At 66.2% G+C, this 1,481-nt stretch carries 2 protein-coding genes; both read right to left on the reverse strand.

The genetic code is table 11. The features are described from left to right. The coding region (locus ITP53_RS55290) for an RNA-guided endonuclease InsQ/TnpB family protein (protein ID WP_195903479.1) at positions 1-1,026 on the reverse strand (1,026 nt) is incomplete at its 3' end. A gap of 6 nt (positions 1,027-1,032) precedes the next feature. Continuing rightward, positions 1,033-1,431 carry an IS200/IS605 family transposase gene (gene tnpA, locus ITP53_RS55295; protein ID WP_195903480.1) on the reverse strand — a complete coding sequence of 133 codons (399 nt, stop codon included), beginning with the start codon at positions 1,429-1,431 and terminating at the stop codon, positions 1,033-1,035. Between the last annotated feature and the right edge of the window lie 50 nt (positions 1,432-1,481).

Genomic DNA, 1,481 nt, shown 5'->3' on the forward strand with positions numbered 1-1,481 from the left:
CACGTTGCACCTCTGGCTCGTGTACGCCGGGTTGACGGTGATCACGTGGGTGCCCGTGTACCGGGCCTTGCTGCGGGTGGCGAGTTCGATGCGGTGCCAGCCCTTGTCCAGGATGGACCGGTTCAGGCCGGACTTGCTCGCGGCCCCGTTGGGCAGGAACGCGTCCGGCCGCTCGGGGTCTGGTCTGGGTTCGACGCCGGCGGTCATGTTCCTGGTCGCCAGCGCCTCGAACACGACCAGCTCGAAGCCTGTGGCCAGGATGTGGGCGGTCTTGGCGGCGAAGTCCTGGCGGCGTCTGCGGACCTTCCGCGCCAGGTCGGCGACCCGTGCGGCGGCCCGCTTACGCCGCTGGCTGCCTTTCTTGGTGCGAGCCAGGTCCCGCTGAAGCTTTTTGGCGTGTTCGACTTCCCGATCGCGGGCGAACACCTGGTGGTGGAAGCGTCCGTCCGAGCGGGTCACGACCTTGGCCACGCCCCGGTCGATCCCCACGGCGCCACCTGGGTTGGCGTGCCGATCGGGCGCAGTGATTCCGTCCTCGATGAGGAAGCTGATGTACCAGTGCATGCCGTCCCGGGAGACGGTGGCGTTCTTGACCTTCCCGCCGAGCGGGCGGGTGATGCGGAAGCGGACCCAGCCGAGCTTGGGGAGTTTTGCCCGTGCCCAGCGCCGGTTGAGCCGCTCGACTGCGATCTTCCCGCCCTCGGGGAAGCGGAAGCTCGGGGCGTTCCTCACCCGTGACTTCCAGCGGACCTTCCACGTCCCGTGCCGGGCGCATGCCTGGTCCAGGTCGATGAGCGTCTGCTGGAGGCAGTGGCCGGGCACCTCGGCCAGCCATTCGAACTCAAGCTTGGCCTCCACCAGCTGGCGGGCCTGGTCGTGGTAGCCGATGAACGCCCCGCGACAGCGGTAGACGCGGCGCTGTTCGAGGGCGGTGTTCCACACGCTGCGGCAGGCTCCGCCGATCCGCTCGGCGAACGCGGCCTGCTCCTCGGTGAGGTCCAGGCGGTACTTACGTCCGGTCAGCACGATGCCTCACCGGTTCTTCTGGTTCTCGACGTACCCTTTGACGACCTCCAGGGGTGCTCCGCCCACGGTGGCCACGAAGTAGGAGTTGGTCCACAGCGTCGGAAGCTTCGACTTCAAGCTCGGGAACTCCTGGCGCAGGACGCGAGAGGAGCGGCCCTTGATGGCCTTGACGAGCTTGTGGATTCCGAATTGCGGGTCCACTTCGACCAACAGGTGAACGTGGTCGGGCATGACTTCCAACTCCACCAGCCACGCCCCCTTCTCCTCGATCACCTCGCGGATCAGCTCTTTCAGCCGTGCCTCGATCCGCCCGCCGAGCACTCGCCTGCGGTATTTGGGGCACCACACCACGTGAAAGGCGCACTGGAAGGCGATGTTGCTGTTCGTGCGCAAGGTCACGGCCACACAGATCAATATACAGCGTTGATCTATCTACCGCTCAAAGATTCGACAGA

This window comes from Nonomuraea cypriaca (assembly GCF_015645445.1).
Classification (GTDB): domain Bacteria; phylum Actinomycetota; class Actinomycetes; order Streptosporangiales; family Streptosporangiaceae; genus Nonomuraea; species Nonomuraea cypriaca.